The sequence below is a fragment of the Pseudomonas kribbensis genome, assembly GCF_003352185.1.
GTDB classification, from domain to species: domain Bacteria; phylum Pseudomonadota; class Gammaproteobacteria; order Pseudomonadales; family Pseudomonadaceae; genus Aquipseudomonas; species Aquipseudomonas kribbensis.
Window position 1 is genome coordinate 2,728,558 of sequence record NZ_CP029608.1, and the last position, 18,536, is coordinate 2,747,093.

Annotated in this window: 15 protein-coding genes; all 15 read left to right on the forward strand. The window is 58.5% G+C overall.

The annotated features are described in order from the left end of the window. Positions 1-335 precede the first annotated feature (335 nt). The 15 genes from DLD99_RS12420 (at position 336) to DLD99_RS12490 (ending at position 18,502) form a co-directional block, all read left to right on the forward strand. A complete protein-coding gene (locus tag DLD99_RS12420; RefSeq protein WP_008084998.1) occupies positions 336-851 on the forward strand; it encodes an Hcp family type VI secretion system effector in 516 nt (171 codons plus the stop codon). A 127-nt stretch (positions 852-978) separates the two neighbouring features. Beyond that, entirely contained in the window at positions 979-3,864 is a 2,886-nt protein-coding gene (locus tag DLD99_RS12425; RefSeq protein ID WP_114882425.1) for a type VI secretion system Vgr family protein, read from the forward strand. Further along, entirely contained in the window at positions 3,861-8,567 is a 4,707-nt protein-coding gene (locus tag DLD99_RS12430; protein ID WP_114882426.1) for an RHS repeat-associated core domain-containing protein, read from the forward strand. The genes DLD99_RS12425 and DLD99_RS12430 overlap by 4 nt, the downstream gene beginning before the upstream one ends. A gap of 16 nt (positions 8,568-8,583) precedes the next feature. Continuing rightward, a complete protein-coding gene (locus DLD99_RS12435; protein ID WP_114882427.1) occupies positions 8,584-9,198 on the forward strand; it encodes an Imm43 family immunity protein in 615 nt (204 codons plus the stop codon). 17 nt (positions 9,199-9,215) lie between these two features. Continuing rightward, positions 9,216-9,833, forward strand: coding sequence for an Imm43 family immunity protein (locus DLD99_RS12440; RefSeq protein ID WP_162803475.1), 618 nt, complete (start codon positions 9,216-9,218; stop codon positions 9,831-9,833). A gap of 23 nt (positions 9,834-9,856) precedes the next feature. Further along, positions 9,857-10,342: a DUF4265 domain-containing protein gene (locus tag DLD99_RS12445; RefSeq protein ID WP_208647529.1), complete on the forward strand. Its 486-nt coding sequence runs from the start codon at positions 9,857-9,859 to the stop codon at positions 10,340-10,342. Positions 10,343-10,435: 93 nt separating this feature from the next. Further along, positions 10,436-10,699 (forward strand): PAAR domain-containing protein, encoded by a 264-nt coding sequence (locus DLD99_RS12450; protein ID WP_096821618.1) that lies wholly within the window; start codon positions 10,436-10,438, stop codon positions 10,697-10,699. A gap of 135 nt (positions 10,700-10,834) precedes the next feature. Beyond that, a complete protein-coding gene (locus DLD99_RS12455) occupies positions 10,835-11,230 on the forward strand; it encodes a hypothetical protein (RefSeq protein ID WP_114882430.1) in 396 nt (131 codons plus the stop codon). Positions 11,231-11,477: 247 nt separating this feature from the next. Beyond that, entirely contained in the window at positions 11,478-12,530 is a 1,053-nt protein-coding gene (locus DLD99_RS12460) for an isopenicillin N synthase family dioxygenase (RefSeq protein WP_114882431.1), read from the forward strand. Between the two features lie 27 nt (positions 12,531-12,557). Further along, positions 12,558-13,367 carry a MetQ/NlpA family ABC transporter substrate-binding protein gene (locus tag DLD99_RS12465; protein ID WP_114882432.1) on the forward strand — a complete coding sequence of 270 codons (810 nt, stop codon included), beginning with the start codon at positions 12,558-12,560 and terminating at the stop codon, positions 13,365-13,367. Next, positions 13,364-14,164, forward strand: a complete 801-nt coding sequence (locus tag DLD99_RS12470; protein WP_114882433.1) for a methionine ABC transporter ATP-binding protein — start codon at positions 13,364-13,366, stop codon at positions 14,162-14,164. The genes DLD99_RS12465 and DLD99_RS12470 overlap by 4 nt, the downstream gene beginning before the upstream one ends. Further along, positions 14,161-14,832 carry a methionine ABC transporter permease gene (locus DLD99_RS12475; protein ID WP_085733994.1) on the forward strand — a complete coding sequence of 224 codons (672 nt, stop codon included), beginning with the start codon at positions 14,161-14,163 and terminating at the stop codon, positions 14,830-14,832. The genes DLD99_RS12470 and DLD99_RS12475 overlap by 4 nt, the downstream gene beginning before the upstream one ends. 8 nt (positions 14,833-14,840) lie before the next feature. Then, a complete protein-coding gene (locus DLD99_RS12480; RefSeq protein WP_114882434.1) occupies positions 14,841-16,397 on the forward strand; it encodes a sugar ABC transporter ATP-binding protein in 1,557 nt (518 codons plus the stop codon). Further along, the gene (locus DLD99_RS12485; RefSeq protein WP_114882435.1) at positions 16,390-17,415 is read left to right on the forward strand and encodes an ABC transporter permease; all 1,026 of its coding nucleotides are present in this window, start codon (positions 16,390-16,392) and stop codon (positions 17,413-17,415) included. Before DLD99_RS12480 ends, DLD99_RS12485 begins: the two co-directional genes overlap by 8 nt. Before the next feature lie 31 nt (positions 17,416-17,446). After that, complete coding sequence (locus tag DLD99_RS12490; RefSeq protein ID WP_114882436.1) at positions 17,447-18,502, forward strand: substrate-binding domain-containing protein; 1,056 nt, start codon at positions 17,447-17,449, stop codon at positions 18,500-18,502. Positions 18,503-18,536: the final 34 nt, after the last annotated feature.

Here is an 18,536-nt window from a genome sequence, read left to right on the forward strand (position 1 = left end):
GACGGTTTCCCTGTTTCAGTGGAGCTGATCGGAATTGTTGAACTGCGCAAAAAGTTGCGCAGTTGTCCGTAATAAAACCACGGTCAAAACCCCGGCAGGCCTTGCCAATCAAGGCCTCCAGCCAAGTGCGCAAGAAGTTGCACAGTACTGCGCAACTTCTTGCGCACTTTTTCGCAGTTTCCTACAGCAAAGAATGGAAAATTCTCACGCGAGATTCGTAAGCCCTTGATGGGTAATGGCCATGTAATGGCTGGCATGACTTTTGATTCCTCCTTTGCCGCCTGGACAGGCAATCACGCCGTCCGGTCCTGTCTATCGAGCAAGGAGCACACCCCATGGCAACACCAGCGTACATGTCGGTTACCGGCGAAAAACAAGGCCTGATCACTGCCGGCGCCTTCACTGCCGACTCCGTTGGCAACACCTTTCAGGAAGGCCACGAAGACCAGGTCATGGTTCAGGCTTTCACCCACGACGTGATCATCCCGCGTGACCCGCAATCCGGTCAGCCAACCGGTCAGCGCGTGCACAAGCCAGTTGTGATCACCAAGGTCTACGACAAGGCTTCGCCTCTGCTGCAAGCCGCTCTGACCTCGGGCGAGCGCATGAGCGAAATCGTTATCCAGTGGTACCGCACTTCGGCTCAAGGCACCCAAGAGCACTACTACACCACCAAACTGGAAGACGCGATCATCGTCGCCATCAACAACAAAATGCACAACTGCCAGGATCCAGGCAACGCGCACTTCACCCACCTGGAAGAAGTGCAGTTCACCTACCGCAAAATCACCTGGACCCACGAAGTATCCGGTACTTCGGGTTCCGATGACTGGCGTGCTCCAGTCGTTTAATTACGGCTGATGGTTGTATCGCCTCGGCCGGTTTTCCGGTCGAGGCACCTTTACAACTCAATGATTTTTCGACGTCAGATCCTTACCGATCTGGCGTGTGTTGCAGCACTGCGCGAGGGGCAAGGGAATGTTCTCACCGGCCAACCAGGCTCATTTCAATCTGACCATCGATGGCGCGGACAGCGATTTTCAGGTGCTGTCGTTCACCGGTCGGGAGGCCCTCAACACCCCCTTCGAATTCGAGCTGGAGCTGGTCAGCGAAAAGGCCTCGATCAACCTCGAAAGCCTGCTGCACAAACTGGCGTTTCTTCAGCTGTCGCCGAGCGGAAGCGGCATTCACGGGCTGATCTACAGCATCGCCCAGGGCGAGGCGGGCAAGCGTCTGACCCGCTACAAGATTTCCCTGCGTCCGCAACTTTCCTACCTCGCACACCGCTTCAACCAGCGCATCTTCCAGCAGATGACCGTGCAGCAGATCATCAGCCAGGTGCTGGAAGAGCACGGCATTCTCGCCAGCGATTACCACTTCCAGCTGAGCGCGGTTTATCCCGAGCGCATCTACTGCACGCAGTACGACGAATCAGACCTGCATTTCGTCCAGCGTCTGTGCGAAGAGGAGGGGATTCACTACCACTTCCAGCATACGTCCAGCGGCCACAAACTGACCTTCGGCGATGACCAGACGGTGTTCCCGAAACTCGCGCCGGTGGCCTATCAGCAGGACTCCGGGCTGGTGGCGGACAAACCGGTGGTCAAGCGTTTCGGCCTGCGCCTGGCCACGCGTACCAGCCGCACCACGCGGCGCGATTACGACTTCGTCAAACCGAAGATCGAGCTGGAAAGCGACGCCAAAAGTAGCGCCCAGCCGGACCTGGAAGACTACGATTACCCGGGCCGTTTCGTGGACCGCGAGCGCGGCAAGCACTTGGCCAACCGCAACCTCGAACGCCACCGCAGCGACTATCGCCTGGCCGAGGGCAACAGCGACCAGCCGATTCTGGTCACCGGGCATTTTCTGGCCCTGACCGACCACGCCAACCCGACGTGGAACGACCTGTGGCTGCTCACGGAAATCTTTCACGAAGGCAAGCAGCCGCAAGTGCTGGAAGAGTCGGTCACCAGCGACACCACCGACGACAAGGACGATTTCCATCAGGGCTATCGCAACCGTTTCAGCGCGATCCCGTGGGACGTGCCGTACCGTCCGCCGCTGGATCACCCGAAACCCAAGGTTCTTGGTTCGCAAAGCGCCGTGGTCACCGGCCCGGAAGGCGAAGAGATCTTCTGCGACCAGTACGGCCGGGTGAAGGTGCAATTCTTCTGGGACCGCGAAGGCCAGCACGACGACAAGACCACCTGCTGGATGCGCGTGGCCTCCAGTTGGGCCGCTGAAACCTTTGGCTCAATCAACATTCCGCGGGTCGGCATGGAAGTGCTGATCACCTTCCTCGAAGGCGATCCCGACCAGCCGCTGATCACCGGTTGCCTGTACCACGGCGCCAACCTGCCGCCGTACAAACTGCCGGACTTCAAGACCCTGGCCACGGTCAAGAGCAAGGAATACAAGGGCAGCCGCGCCAACGAACTGCGCATCGACGACACCACTAGCGAGATCAGCATCGCGCTGCGCAGTGATCACGGTGCGAGCGCGATCAACCTCGGTTACCTGACTCATCCACGTCCTTCAGGTGGGCAGCCGCGCGGTGAAGGTTTTGAGTTAAGAACCGACCGCCATGGCGCCGTGCGTGCCGGTGCCGGTCTGCTGATCACCACCGAGCCGCGCCCCAACGAATCGAAACACCACAAGGACCTGCCGGAAACCGCCGAACGCCTGGCCACGGCCAGCGATCAACAGGACGGTTTCGCCACGCAGGCCAAAGAGCTTCAGGCTCAAGAGGCGGGTGATCAGGACGACGTGGCCAAAGCCCTGCACGCGCAGCATCAAGGCGTACTCGGCAGCGGTCCGGCGAACCTCACCGCCAACGAGTTCCCCGAATTCACCGAACCGCATCTGGTGTTGGCGAGCCCGGCCGGCATCGCCCTGACCACACCGCGCTCCAGCCACATTGCCACCGGCGAACACCTGGCGCTGAGCAGCACCGGGCACACCAGTTTCTCCATCGGCAAACGCCTGCTCGCGAGCGCCAGTCGCGGCATGCGCCTGTTCGTGCAGAGCATGGGCTGGCGACTGGTGGCAGCCTCCGGCGACATCGACGTCAAGGCGCTCAAGGACAGCATCAACCTGCTGGCCAAACTCAACATCACCGCCAACGCCGACCGCATCACCATCACCGCCAAGACCGAACTGGTGATCCAGGGCGGCGGCAGCGCCACGACCTACAACGCCGGCGGCATCACCCACGCCACCAGCGGCCCGTACACCGCGCATGCGGCGAACTTCGCCTACACCGGGGCGAAATCCCTGGCCGGCGTGTTCCCGGAACCGCCGAAACCGGGCAAGGGCAACCTCGAATTGTTCAACCAGTACGCCGGGCGCCAGGGCATCAAGGACGGTGATTACGAAGTCATCGATGCGCTGGGCAAAAGCATCAAGGGCAAGCTCGACGGCAAGGGTTTTGCCAGTGTTTCCGGTGCTGCACCGGGGCCGGCGCGGGTGTTGTTCGGCAAGGATCCGGCAGACACCTGGAGTGAAGGCAGCTACATCGGCAAGCCGGAATGGCCGTTGAGTCCGCCGGGTGCCGAAGATGTGCCGAGTCAGGTGCAGGCGATGGTGGCGCAGGCGCTGCCGAGCAAGAACTGGGACATGTTGGAGAAGGGCAAGGAATTGGCACAGACAGGGATGGGTGCGATGCAAACGGCGCAGCAGGTGAAAGGCGTGATGCAGGGCGGGGTGGCTGGGCTGCCGAAACTGGCGAGTGCGGCGATGCCGAGTGCGTCGGGGATTCTCGGGGCGGCGAGCAAGAGTGGCAAGTTGCCGAGTCTGCCGGCGCCGGTGTTGCCGAAATCCTCACTTGAAACCCCTGGGCTGATTGCAAGTGAGATGCTGTCATGACTACCGCAAGCGCAACACAAAGCCGAGAGTCTCAAGTTGCTGTCGTGCCGCTCAATCAGATTCAAGTAGCGGATGTCGGACGCGATGCTGCCAAGTTCGAAGCATGGCTGCAGGAGGTCAGTGGCGGTTACGTCACCCTCGAGCGAATCAAGTATGTCGCCGGAGCCCTGCCGGTAGTCGGCAATATCATGGCACTGGTCGATGTCTTGAATGACATCGCTGTTTTATCCCGTAGTGAAAAGCGTGATCCGCTGGATTGGGTCAGTCTGGGCATCGACCTTATCGGTGTAATACCAGTGCCTGCGAACATGGCTGCGGCACGCATGAGCCTTCGACCGACGCTTTATCTGGTCCGGCAGGAAATGAAGGTGGCTGGCAAGGCTCTATTGGGCGATGCATTGATCAATGTGATTGCCGGTCACTTGAACGCAACGATTGTCGGCGAGATTGATCACTTCGTTAAGACCGCCCAATCCGCATTGCCTGATCTGCTGGATAAAGCCGGGCAAAAGGGTGAAGAGTTCCTCAAGCAGATTGCCACGGGATTGAACGCTGTTGTCGATGCTGATCTTGATGCTGGCGCTGACCTCAAGCGAGCAGGGAAAAAAATGGACGGTGTCGGAGGGCAACTCCTGCACGATCCCGGCAAGGCCATCAGCAATATTTTTGACGCAGCCTTCGATGTCTATAAGGCCGCAGGAAAGGGCGTAGTCAATAGCGCTGCAAAACATCTGTTGCCTCGGGAAGCCAAGAAGCTCGTTCACGATCAGACCAAAATACTGGTTGCCATGGGGCCGGAGCTAAAGGCTCAACTGAAAAAACTCAGCAATCCGAACATGCCGTTTTCTATTGGTGCGCTGCTGATCGTACTGACAAAGGCTGTCGAGGCCTGGAATCTGCGTAACAGGCGTGGTGTCGCCGGTCACGTGAAAGTCGGCGGAACAAGCCAGGCCAAGCACAGGGCAGGCGAGGGCAGAACCGAAGTCAGGAAAACGGAAGTACCGGCGAAGAAGAAACCCAATGCCGAAAAAAACGGTACCTGCCCGGGTACTTGCGACAGCATCAGCTTTGCAGTGGGCTCCGAAAGTATTGCTCACACGGATTTCAATCTGACCGGCCCGTTCCCGATCGAGTGGACGCGTATCTACAGCTCGGATCTGGATGCCTATGACCAAGGCGATTTGGGTGCACGATGGATCACTTCGTTCACCACACGATTCGACCTCGTTGACGGTGCCTTGCAGTTCTACGATGCGGATGGCCGCAGCCACGACTATCCATTGCCTAAGGTCGATCTGTTCCATTACGACGCGATCGAAAACCTCACAGTTGTCCGCGTCAGTGACGACAAGCTGTTGCTCTGCCGTGGTTTCGAACGCAAGGAAACCTATGTCCGTCGTGGCCAGCAGTTTCTATTAGTTGGTGTGGAGTTGCGCAGCGGCGCCGGCATCATGCTGCATTACGAGCATCGTTACGGTGACCGGACAGTACTGTCCGACCTGATTACGTACGAGGGGGATCCGGGCAAGGTGCATCTGCACCTCGGCACGATGATTGATGGACAAGGGCGCTTGACCGGACTCTGGGAAATCCGTGACGGTGAGCCTCTGCGTCAGCTTTGTTCCTATGTTTACGATTCGGCGGGCGATCTGGTTCAGGCACAAGATGAAAACGGTGCTGCATGGCGTTATCAGTACCAGCATCACCTGATCACCCGTTATACCGATCGCACCGGGCGCGGCATGAACCTGCAATGGCTGGGTCATGGTGCAGACGCCAAGGCCGTTCGTGAGTGGGCGGATGACGGTAGTTTCGATACCCGCCTGGAATGGGATGAAAACATTCGACTGGTGTACGTCACGGATGCGCTCGGTCATGAGACCTGGCATTACTTTGACAGTCTGGGTTACACCTACCGTATTCGGCACGCCGACGATCGCTCTGACTGGTTCTTCCGTGATAATGCAAAAAACGTGATCCGCCACGTCCGTGCCGATGGGCGCTCGGATCGCTACAGCTATGATGACCGAAGTAATCTTCTGGAACACATTCGCACCGATGACACGGTGGTCCACTTCGCCTACGACGATCTCGACCAACTGATCAAAATCAGCGATGCCGAGGGCGGGCAATGGACAAGGGCCTATGACGAGGCTGGCAACCTTGTCGAGAGCGTCGATCCACTGGGCAATAAGACCGAATATGCTTACAACCCGGCCGGGATGCCAACCTCTGTCAAAGATGCCAACGGCAATGAAAAGAAACTGGCCTACAACGCTTCCGGAAAATTGGTGGAGTACGTCGATTGTTCAGGCAAGACCAGTGCCTGGGAGTACAACGAACGCGGCCAGATGATTTGCTTCACGGACGCTGCCGGCCACAGTACCGAATACCGATACAGTGCCGGGCAGTTGACGTTGATCATGCACCCGGACAAGACCGAGGAGCGCTTCGAGCGTGATGCCGAGGGCCGATTGCTGGCCCATGTCGATGGTCTGGACCGTTGCACAACGTGGAAGTACAGCGCGGCGGGGCTGATCGCCGAGCGGGTCGATGCGCTGGAGCATGCCGTTCGTTATCGCTGGGACAAGCTCGGTCGACTTATTGCACTGGAGAACGAGAACGAACGTCGCGCTCACTTCAACTACGATCCGGTCGGTCGTTTGTTGGAAGAAACAGCTTTTGACGGGCGTTCAACCCGTTATTCGTACGAGCCGGAAACCGGGCGGCTCGCGAAAATCCACAACGGTGAACATTGCGTTGAGATTCGTTTTGACTCAATGAATCGTTTGATTGAGCGCAGAGCAACTCTGGGTGATCAGCAGCAAAGCGAAACCTTCGATTACGACGGCAACAGCAAACTGATCATGGCTTGCAACGCCGATAGCCGCTTGCAGTGGTTCCATGATCCGGCGGGCAACATCCTGCGTGAGCATCAACACTATCTGGGCCTCGAGAGCCCGATGGTCGCCATATGGCAGCATGAGTACGATGCACTCAATCAACGCGTTGCAACCCTGCGTCCTGATGGACATCGAGTCAGTTGGCTTACCTACGGCAGCGGACACTTGCTGGGATTGCGTCTGGACGACCATGAACTGGCCGGATTCGAGCGTGATGACCTGCACCGTGAAGTCGCTCGCCATCAGGGAAACCATCTGCTGCAAACGCAGAAATGGGACCCGGCCGGGCGCTTGCAAGCGCAAGTTCTGGAGCGCAGTGCCGATAAGTCCGTGCTGCTCAAGCGTGACTACCAATACGATGCCGCTGGCCAGCTTACGGACATCAATGACAGTCGTCGGGGCCCGCTTTCCTATCGTTATGATCCTGTCGGTCGTTTGATCAGTGCCGCTACGCGTCTAGGGGTCGAAACCTTTGCGTTCGATCCCGCCGGGAATCTCCTGGATGAACGAGCCTTTGAAGTCCGCCGGCCTCTGGACCAAGAGCCGGCGCGAAGCAAGCTGCCGGATAACGTGTTGCGTGAGTACGCGGGCACGCATTATGAGTACGACGAACGCGGCAATCAGATCAAGCGCTGGAGTAACGGCAGTGTCTGCGAAATGCGATGGGACCTGTTCGATCGCCTGGTGCATTTCGAAGATGATCGTCTGTCGGTGGATTATGCGTACGACCCGTTAGGTCGCCGCTTGTACAAAAACTCTCGGGCGCACTACAAGCACCGTCCAGAGGCAGGTTCTCTGTGGAACCGTAATGAACATGCCCGCAAACAGCGTGAGCATGACTGTGGCTTCACGATGTTCGGTTGGGATGGTGACAATCTGGCGTGGGAGAGCAGTCCCCCGCAACTGGATGGCGATACTGGTCGCACGGTTCATTACATTTACGAACCGGGCACCTACAATCCCGTGGCACAGGCGCTGAGTCAGCAGCCTGTTCGTCTGGTGCCTCAACCTGAATACGGTGACGTTTACGCTGCGGACGAAGATCCATTGTGGAATCACGCTCCGGTTCCGCACCCGTTTGATGCGATTGCCTGGTATCAGTGCGATCACCTCGGTACACCCCAGGAAATGACCGATCAGCAAGGCAATGTGGCTTGGAGCGCGCATTACAAAGTGTGGGGGCGAGCGGTTGAACAGCGTTCATCATCAGCGCTGCTGCAAGGGTTGAAAAACCCTATTCGCTTCCAGGGTCAGTATCACGACCACGAGACCGGACTGCATTACAACCGTCACCGGTACTACGATCCAGACGTCGGTCGCTTCGTTTCTCGTGATCCGATCGGGTACGCGGGTGGTATCAACTTCTATCAATATGCAGTCAGCCCCACCCAGTGGGTCGATCCGAACGGTCTTTGCAGCACTGCACTCAATCGGGCACTGGGCGGAAAAACCCATGACAAGATGCAGGCCCATCACCTGATTCCCGAGGAAGTGTGGGGACGGCAGGCCAGCTTCTTCTCGGATATCGGGATGGGTGGAGAACGCGATAAAAAGGAAAACGGATTGTTGATGCCCGACAGTGCCGATCAGGCCAAGAAAACCAAGCGTGTTTTTTACCATTGTGGGTCGCATGGTAAGGTCTACAGCCCGATGGTTGAAAACATGGTAACGACCGTCAGAAGCAAATATGAAGCTGGTGTGATTGACGAAGCGCAGGCGCGAACTCAGATATCCGCGATTCAGACAAGACTGAGAGCCAGTCTTTCCGTGCCTGGCACAACACAGCGCAGACTTAGATAAGCAAGGAGAAGGGATTATGGAATACTTTGTGCTTTCTCAAAAAGAAGAGTCTGGTTGCCCCGTCGGATTCTTGCAGGCGGATCTTTACGATAAATTCTATTCAGATACCAAGGGCGTTGAGCATGGTTTTTTTTCGTGGTACGCGGAGAAAATTCATTACAAAAAACATACGCCTTATCCAGAAGGCATGGTGCTTATTTCCAAAGACAAGTTCTATGACTTTGATATACGTAGCATTGCCCGATTTTATATAGTCAGTGACGAATTCATGTCTGTTTGTAGCGAGATGGATGTTGCTGTTACTGATTCGGTGCCAATCAAGGTGGTTTCCAAAGCTGGAGAAAGTATTTCAACCAGGAACTACAATGCTGTCCTTTTTGAGGAACTGGATGCGCGCTCGCAAACTGACCCGGCATCGACTTTTATAGAGGAGGATGGGTTGATCTTCAGATTCAAAAAGCTTGTATTGCCAGCAGGCTTTAATCGGAATCTGTTCAAGTTCAAGGGGCTGATTTCAGGTAGTAATACGCTTATCTGTTCAAGTGAGTTCAAGAAACTCGCGGAAGGTATCAAAGGGGTAAACTTCACTCCTCTGAAGGATGTGATCTGGTCGGGCGTGAGACCTATCTGACAGCGAGCACAGGGTTTATGAGTTTTTATGTGCTTTCACAGAAAGAGGAGCAAAGCTGTCCTGTCGGGATCTTACGTGCTGATCTTTTCGACAGATATTATTCCTGCACAAGAGATGTTGAATTTGGTTTTTTTTCCTGGTACGCGGAAAGGGGGAAGCCCGGGCCGCGTACACCCTTTCCGGAGGGCATGGTTTTAATCTCCAAAGATGAAAACTATGAATTCGATATTCGCAGCGTTTCGAAATTTTTTCATGTAGTGAGTGACGAATTTTTAGCCGCCTGCAATAGCTTCAATGTGAATATGGTTGATAGCGTCAGGATCGACATGGTTTCGGAGGGCGGAAAAAGCATTTCCTCAAAGCATTACAATGCGGTGTTGTTCGATGAGTTGGATGTACGGACATACTGCGATCCGGCCTCTACGTTTGTAGAGGAAAAGGGCAGGCCGATCCGGTTCAAAAAATTAGTGCTTGCTGAAGATTGGAAATTCGACCTTTTCAAGTACAGAAGACAGGTGTCAGGAAGTGATAGCCTGATCTGTTCTCAGGTGTTCAGAGATGCGGCAATCGATTTCAAGGGTATTGATTTCACCCCTTTGGAAACGGTTGTCTGGTCTGGGATTAGACGAATATGAAAGATGTAAAACCGGATTTTCGCCTGGTCGATAAAACCAGTCCTGTTCATATTCAGGTATTTGCAGGTAATAGCTCTGATGGTCCGGTACACGAGGAACTCCCGGCTCGTGTTGTAGGCGCAACAGCCTATGAACTGCTGTCCTCGCCCGGGCTGGCGCTGAATATGGCCCGCGGAGACGTCATATCGATCAAAAACAAAAACACCCATGCGGTGGTGCTTGAACGAGGTGGTAACTTTTGCATTCACATATACGCCGATTCCATTCCTGCTGCGGATATCGCTGAGCTGGAAGTCGATGTGCGGCGTGAACTGGGTGGAACGCTGGACGGCGTGTTTGAGGGCAATCTTTCGTTGGCCGTTCCAGCGAGCAACGGGATGAACAAGATCAACGAGGTTTTCGACCGGTTTCGCGATAGAACCGGGATTCAATGGTATTACGCCAACATCTATCAGAACCTGGATGACGATGATGACGAGACGCTGTTGAACTGGTGGCTCGAAGGCTGATGACCCTGAGCCACAGGCGCAAAATTCATCATCGATACCCAAGGGTACGAAGACGTGTGGATGGCTGAGTAACCAGGTCAAAGGAGAGACAACATGAAAGACGCAATCCGCCTCGGCGACTCCACCACCCACGGTGGCAAGGTGCTCGAAGCTTTCTCCCGGACCGATCTCAACGGCAAGCCGATTGCCGGGGTCGGTCACAAGGTCAGCTGCCCGTTGTGCAAAGGGATTTTTCCGATTGCCGAGGGCAGCAGCACCTACACCGTCGATGGCGTGCCGATCGCGCTCGACGGCATGAAAACCGCCTGCGGTGCAGCGTTGATCGCCAGTGGACCCAAAGGGGCCGTGGTCAGCTGAATCCATATCCGCACATTGATTGCCATTTCCATGATTCGGCCTATTCAGCGCGTTGTTTGAACAAAACATGCTTCAACCAAAACCCGCTTCACCCAAACAAGAGTTCAAAACTCTCCAACATTTAAAGGAATAAATATGAAGACCGCTTCTTTGATTCTCGCCATGGCAGCCGCGTTTGGCACCCACTCGCTCGCCCACGCCGAAGGGCAAGACGCCGCCACCCTGAAAGGGATTTACGACAACGGCCGCAACATGTCAGGCCTGATCAAAAGCTGTGTCGACAAGGGATTCCTGAAAGCGGACAGCACCGAGAACGCCAACAAGATGGCCGCATTCGTCGGCAACATGCCAGGCGATTTCGACAAGCGTGACGGCGACAAGAACGAACAGTCTGGCCGTAAAGGCGAAGTGTTCACGGATGGGGAATACAAGAGCCTGGAAAGCAACCTGCCGCCCAACCTCACGCTCAAACAATGGTGCGAGCAAGCGGATCAGGGCATGCGTGAAGGGTTGAAGCGCGTCGGTCTGTAGCCGTCAGCCGATTCAGGACCGACTGCAACGGCAAGTCGATTGCCGCAGTCGGTCTTCAGGTCAGTTGAGCCCCCGATAGACAGGCCTAAGCTAATGCAAAAAAGATATTTGTTCGGAGTTTTATATATCGTTTAGTTTTGATTCACAGACGAATCAAAGCATCAAACCGACAGACCCCCGATTGCCATGACGGCACACGCTGAATCGATCACAGGCTCTTCAGGTTTGATTCACACGGGAGTGAATCATGCCGCACACCTCAGATATCACCGCTTTACCCATCCTCGACTTGTCGCAGCTCGACGGTACACCGCAGCAGCGCCAGGCTTTTCTCGATGATCTGCGCCACGCCGCCCGCGATGTGGGTTTTTTCTACCTGACCGGCCATGGCATCGACGCCAGTCTTCTCAAGCAAGTTCAGGATCACGCCCGGCAATTCTTCGCCTTGCCCGACAGCGAGAAAACCGCTGTCGGGATGATCAATTCGCCGCATTTTCGCGGTTACAACCGCGCCGCTTCGGAGATCACTCGCGGCCAGCCGGATCAACGTGAACAGTTCGATCTGGGTGCCGAGCGTGAAGTCTTGCCGCTGACGGCCGACAGTCCGCTGTGGACGCGTTTGCAAGGACCAAACCAATGGCCGCAGGCGTTGCCGCAACTCAAGCCGTTGCTGCTCGATTGGCAGCAAGCAATGACCCAAATGTCTTTGCGCCTGCTGCGCGCTTTCGCCCAGGCACTCGCGCTGCCGGAGAACGCCTTCGACCGTTTGTACGGCGACAAACCCAACGAACACATCAAGCTGATGCGCTATCCGGGACAGTCCTCGACGGCGAGTAATCAGGGCGTCGGCGCGCACAAGGATTCCGGTTTCCTCAGTTTCCTGCTGCAAGACCGGCACGCCGGCCTGCAAGTGGAAATCGAAGAGGGGCGCTGGATCGATGCGCTGCCACGGGACAACACCCTGGTGGTCAACATCGGCGAGCTGCTGGAGCTGGCCACCAACGGTTACCTGCGCGCCACGGTGCATCGCGTGGTGTCGCCGCCGGCGGGCAGCGAGCGTTTGTCCATCGCGTTTTTCCTTGGCGCACAACTCGACGCGGTGGTGCCGCTGTACCCGCTGCCGGCGGTGTTGCTGCGCGAAGCGCGAGGTCCGGCGAGCGATCCGCTCAATCCACTGTTTCGTGATGTCGGCTGGAATTACCTCAAGGGCCGACTGCGCTCCCATCCCGATGTCGCGCAGCGCTTTTACGCCGATGCGTCGAATACCAGCACACCGCTTCGCAAGACCGCAGAAGCCTGATCCATCACTCGCTAAAGGATGCTCCTCATGTTGAAAACAGCAGGTTTGACCCTGGCCGTCCTCGGCGCGCTGGTGACTTCGTTCAGTGCTCAAGCGCTGGAGCCGTTGCGGGTTGCCGCCGACCCGGTGCCCCACGCGCAGATTCTGGCCTACATCCAGAAGCTTGATCCGCAACTGAACCTCAAGGTGATCGAAATCCCCCAGGGCGTGAACTCCAACGAGCTGCTGGTACACGGCGATGTGGACGCTAACTACTTCCAGCATCTGCCGTACCTGCAATCCCAGGAAAAGGCCCTCGGCGAAAAACTCGCAGTGGCCGCCACGGTGCACATCGAACCGCTGGGCATCTATTCCCATCGCCACAAAACCTTCGCCCAGGTGCCGGACAAGGGCACGGTCGCGGTGCCGAACAACGTCACCAACCTGAGCCGCGCGTTGTACCTGTTGCAGGACAACGGCCTGATCAAACTCAAGCCTGGTTTCAATGACCCGGCGGCCGATCAGGCGACACCCAAGGACATTGCCGAAAACCCGAAACACCTGAAGATCCTCGAAATCGAATCACCGCAACTGCCTCGCGCACTGGACGACGTGGATCTGGCGGTAATCAACGGCAACTACGCGCTGGAGGCCGGGCTGGTGCCGGCCAGGGATGCGCTCGGTCTGGAGAAGGCCGAACACAACCCGTACGCCAACATTCTGGTGACCACGCCGAAACTGGAAAACGATCCGCGCATCCAGCAACTGGCCAGGGACCTGACTTCGCCGCAAGTGGCCAAGTACATCGCCGAAAGCTTCAAGGGCTCGGTGATCGCTGTGGCGGATGCCAAGCCATGATCGTTGTCGAGCGGTTGAGCAAGACCTATCCGGCCGCGTCGATCCCGGCGCTGGATCAGGTATCGCTGAGCATTCCCGATGGCGCGATCTACGGGATTCTCGGGCGCAGCGGCGCGGGCAAATCGACGCTGCTGCGCTGCCTCAATCTGCTCGAGCGCCCGGACGCCGGGCGGATTCTGCTGGACGGCGAAGACCTCACGGCGCTGTCCGACCGTGAGCTGCGCCGCCAGCGTCAGCGCATCGGCATGATCTTTCAGGGCTTCAATCTGCTGCATTCGCGCAATGTGTTCGACAACGTCGCGGTGCCGCTGGAAATCGCCAAAGTCGCCAAACCACAGCGACATGAACGGGTTCGGGAGTTACTGGATCTGGTGGGCTTGAGCGACAAGGCCGAAGCTTTTCCGTCGCAACTGTCCGGCGGCCAAAAGCAGCGGGTCGGGATCGCCCGGGCCCTGGCGGCGCGGCCGGCATATCTGTTGTCGGACGAAGCCACCAGCGCGCTCGATCCGGAAACCACCGCGTCGATTCTGGAGCTGCTGCGCGACATCAATCGTCAGCTCGGACTGACCATCGTGCTGATCACTCATGAGCTGGACGTGGTGCGCTCGATCTGCGATCACGCCGCCTCCATGGCCAACGGAAGGCTGGTGGAGGCAGGGCCGGTCGCCAGACTGCGCGCCGACCCACAGTCCTCACTCGGCGCGTCACTGCGGCCCAGTTGCGGATTGCCGCTGGGGCACGACGCACCGGGCCTGAGTTTTCTGCGGCAATACGGCGTACGGGCGGCCCACTCATGAACCGCGTGATCGACTGGAATGAAATCCTGCAACTGGTGCTCAACGCCACCGGCGAAACCCTGTACATGGTGCTGCTCGCCGGGCTGTTCACGCTGTTGATCGGCCTGCCGCTGGGGGTGTTGCTGTTCATCAGCCGCCGTCAGGGTCTGTACCCGTTGCCCCGGATCAATCAGGCACTGGGCGCGATCATCAACCTTGGTCGCTCGCTGCCATTTGTGGTGATGCTGATTGCCCTGATCCCGTTGACCCGTCTGGTGGTCGGCACCACGTTGGGCAGCACCGCCGCCGTGGTGCCGATCACCATCGGTGCCTTTCCGTTTTTTGCGCGGATCGTCGAGAACGCCCTGGACGAAGTCGAAAAGGGCCGCATCGAAGCGATCCTGGCCATGGGCGGTGACATCCGCCACGTGATTTTCAAAGTGCTGCTGCCCGAAGCGCTGCCGGCCCTGTTGGCGGGCGTGACCCTGACGCTGGTGATGCTGATCGGTTTTTCCTCCATGGCCGGAGTGATCGGTGGCGGGGGACTGGGCGATCTGGCCATCCGTTACGGTTATCAGCGGTTCAATAATGAAGTGATGGTCGCCACGGTCGTGGTGCTGGTCATCCTCGTCCAGGGTGTGCAGAGCCTGGGTGATCGGCTGGTTCGTTCGCTGGCTCATCGACGTTAAGGAATTTTATGAGTGCGCCTGTCGCCGTGGCCTCTGAGCCGCTGATTCGTGTCCGTGAACTGAGCAAGGCCTTCGGCTCGAACCGCGCGCTGGATCGGGTCAGTCTGGAGATTTTTCCCGCTGAAGTGGTGGCGCTGCTCGGTGCCAATGGTGCGGGAAAATCGACGCTGGTGAAGATCCTCGCCGGTAGCCAGTCCGCCGACAGCGGCGAGATTCAAGTGGACGGTCAGCCTCGGCAATTCAACTCGCCGCTATCCGCTCGGCGGGTCGGCATCGTCGCGGTTCATCAGCAGATCAACGAGGGCATCGCACCCGGATTGAGCGTGGCGGAAAACCTGCTGCTCGATGAACTGTGCCGCCCGGACGGCGACTTCTGGCTCAACCGCAAACGCCTGCTGGAACGTGCCGCGAGCATTGCCGCCGGGCTCGGGCTGGAGTTGCCGCTGGAGCAACCGATCGAACACCTCGGCCAGGCCGAACGGCAACTGGTGGTGCTGGCCCGTGCCTTTGCTCTGCAGCCACGGTTGCTGATTCTCGACGAACCGACAGCAGCGCTGTCGGATGCCGAAGCACAACGCTTGTTCGGTCTGATCGACACGCTGTGCAGCCGAGGCGTGGCGATTGTTTATATCTCTCATCGCTTGTCGGATCTGCAACGGGTGGCGGATCGAGCCATCGTCCTGCGTGACGGGCAACTGGCCGGCGAATTCAGTGCGCGGCAACTGCCTCAAGCGCTGGAAGCCATGCTCGGCCAGGCGCTGGAGGCGCACGTCTACACGCCGCGAGCCACAGGGCGCGAAGTGCTGAAGCTGCGCGAAGTGAAACTGCTGCCACGCACGCAAGCGTTTGACCTGGCCCTGCACGAAGGCGAAGTCGTAGTGCTGACCGGACTGCTCGGTGCCGGCAAAAGCGAGATCGCCGAGGTACTGTTCGGTCTGCGCAAACCCTTGTCCGTGTCATTGCAACTGGACGGCACCGACTGGCAGCCGGGCTCGCCGCGTCAGGCGATCCAGAGCGGCGTGTTCTTCGCCGCCGAAGACCGGGCCAGCCAATCGCTGGTGCCGGATTTTTCATTGCGCCGCACCCTGACCTTGCCGTTTCTCGAACGCTTCACCCGTGGCGGTTTTATCCGCAATCGCGCCGAAGCGGCAGCGGTGGAAGCGCAGGTTGCGGCGCTGGGGATCAAGACCGCCGGCATCGATGTGCCGATGAGTGCGCTGTCCGGCGGCAATCAGCAGAAAGTCGTGCTCGGTCGCTGGCTGCTCGGCGAGGGCCGGGTGCTGATCCTGGACGAGCCTTTTCAGGGCGTCGATGTACGTGCCCGACGCGAGATCGGCCAACTGCTGCGCGACAGCGCCGATGGCCGCGCCACGCTGGTGATCTGTGCGGATGTCGATGAAGCGCTGGAGATCGCCGACCGGATTCTGCTGGTACGTGATCACGCGGTGGTCGCCGAGTACCCGCGTGCCGATCTGGATCGCGCCGTTCTGGTCGCAGCGCTGGCCGGTGCCAATCCGCAGAATTCTTTTGTTCAAGCCGCGCCAAGGAGTAGAGCGAGTGCCTGATTCGAGTTCCCTGTTGTCATCCGCCCCGGCAACGTCCGAGCGCTTCGTGCAGGCGCTGATTCGCTACGGTCTGCTGTGGGTACTGGCGTTGATCGTGGTGTTTTTCAGTGTCGCGGAGCCGGCGTTTCTGCGGGTCGGCAACCTGTTCAGCATCTTGCAGTCGGTGTCGATTGTCGCGCTGCTGGCATTGGGCGTGACGCTGACCATGGCCGTTGGCGGGCTGGACTTGTCCATTGGTGCGGTGGCGGCCATGAGCCTGATGATCGCCAGTTACGTGATGGTGGTGCTCGGTTGGGGCGCGCTGCCGGCGGTGCTGATCAGTCTGGCGGGCGGCGCGTTGGTCGGGCTGCTCAACGGCTGGCTGATCGTGAAGATGCGTGTGCCGGACATTCTCGCGACGCTGGGCAGCATGTTCCTGGTGATCGGCGTGCAACTGATTCCCACGGGCGGGCGCTCGATTGCGGTGGGCATGACCCTGCCCAATGGCGACGAAACCGAAGGCTCGTTCAGTGCGCTGTTTCTCGCCCTCGGACGTGGACGGCTGTGGGACGTGGTGCCGGTTCCGGTGCTGATCACTGCGGTTGTCGCGCTGGCAGTGTGGCTGTTTCTCGAACGTACGCGCATCGGCCGATTGTTCTACGCGATTGGTGGCAACGAGCAGGCGGCGCGCCTGGCCGGTGCGCCGGTGCAGCGCTTCAAGTTGCTCGCTTACGTACTGTCGTCGCTGCTGGCCTCGCTTGGCGGAGTGTTGTTGGCGGCGCGGTTGGGGCGCGGCGATGTCAGTTCCGGCAACGGCCTGGTGCTGGATGCACTCGGCGCCGCGCTGATCGGTTTTGCCGTGCTCGGGGCGAAGAAACCCAACGCGTTCGGCACGCTGGTCGGCGCGTTGCTGGTGGCGTCGTTGCTCAACGGCCTGACCATGCTCAACGCACCGTATTACGCACAGGATTTCGTCAAGGGACTGGTGCTGGTGCTGGCCCTGATGTTCACCTTCGGCCTCGCGCATCGGGCGCGCTGAGCCGGTTCATTGATGCTTCAAGGAAAGATCCATGCACGGTTCAATCAAGCAGTTCGCACGTCATTGCCTCACCGGCGCCTTGCTTTCGGCACTGGCGCTGAATGCCCAGGCCAAAGCCTTGCCGGGTGCACCGGCACCGTTCGATAAAGGTCAGGTACAGATTGCGCTGGTGGGCTATCTGTTCTCCGGGGATTTCCCTGAGGCCTACCTGCGCGGCGTCGAGAAACAGACCGAAGCACTGGGCGCCAACCTGCGGGTGTTTGATGCCCGGCAACAGGCGGCCAGCCAGGGCGAGATGATCGATCAGGCGGCCGACCTTGGCGTTGACGGGATCATCGTGCAACTGGGTCTGGCCGAAACCCTCAAGGGGCCGATTGACCGGGCTCTTGCCAAAGGCATCAAGGTCGTCGCGTTCGACGTCGATCTGAACACGCCGCAAGTGACCCAGGTCGAGCAGGATCACCACGCGCTGGCGCGTCTGGCGCTGGATCAGGCAGTGAAGGACAACGGCACCCGCTTCGACGCCGGGTACGTTTACATCAGCGATTTCACACCGATGGAGCGTCGCGACGAGATCTGGAGCCAGGTCAAAAAGAGCAATCCGGGGATTATCGAGAAGGCGCGGTTCGGCAGCCTCAATCCGCCGATTGCCAACTCCGTGGCCGATCAGGCCAGCGCCGTGCTGCGGGCCAATCCGGGGATCAGCGTGATCTTCGCGCCCTTCGACGAGTTCGCCAAAGGCGCGAAGATCGCCGTCGACGAGGCGGGTCTGAGCAGCAAGGTGAAGATCTACAGCGCCGACATTTCTACCGCCGACATTCAAATCATGAAGGAACCCGACAGCGCCTGGGCGGCGACGGCGGCGGTCAATCCGCAAGTGGCCGGGGCGATCAGCGTGCGCAGTCTGGCGCTGCTGATCGCCGGCGAGAATCCGGGGCACAAGGTGCTGGTGCCGCCGACCCTGATTACCCGTCAGCAGTTGCTGGATCTGGATGTGAAAAACGTCCGCGATCTGGGGCAGAAACTGCCGTCCTTCGGTGATACCGCCAACGTCGCGCGGGCGCCGTGGATTCCTGTGGCGAACTGAAAATCCCAACACCCAAAAACTACAGCAGACATTT